This window comes from Corynebacterium sp. UMB8791, from assembly GCF_054166365.1.
In genome coordinates this window covers 1-301 of record NZ_JBSZCG010000100.1, presented here as the reverse complement: position 1 = coordinate 301, position 301 = coordinate 1, and the positions used below count along the sequence as shown (strand labels likewise).

The following is a 301-nucleotide window of genomic DNA, read 5'->3' as shown; positions in this document are numbered from 1 at the left end:
TGCCACCACGCCCAGCGAAAGCAGCGTTACCAGCAAATAAACGCCCAGAGCGGAGAGAACCGCCAGCAGTGTCGCTTTGCCAACATCACGCTTATTACGCGCACGCGCAGAAACAACCACGGCACCTTCCACACCAATGAAAACCCACAGGGTGATCAGCATGGTGTTTTTCACCTGTTCCCACACGGGTACGCCAAGTGCAAGTCCGGTGAAGTCGAGCTTGAAGGTATCCAGTTTGAACATCATCATCGCCAGCACAACAAACAGACCCAACGGCAACAATTTTGCCAGTGTCGCCACA

Annotated in this window: 1 protein-coding gene; it reads right to left on the bottom strand. The window is 53.8% G+C overall.

Going from position 1 to position 301, the window contains the following annotated elements; genetic code table 11:
- Window positions 1-301 (bottom strand): amino acid permease (locus ACXIUA_RS02635; RefSeq protein ID WP_457976058.1); only part of this gene is annotated, 301 nt, incomplete at both ends.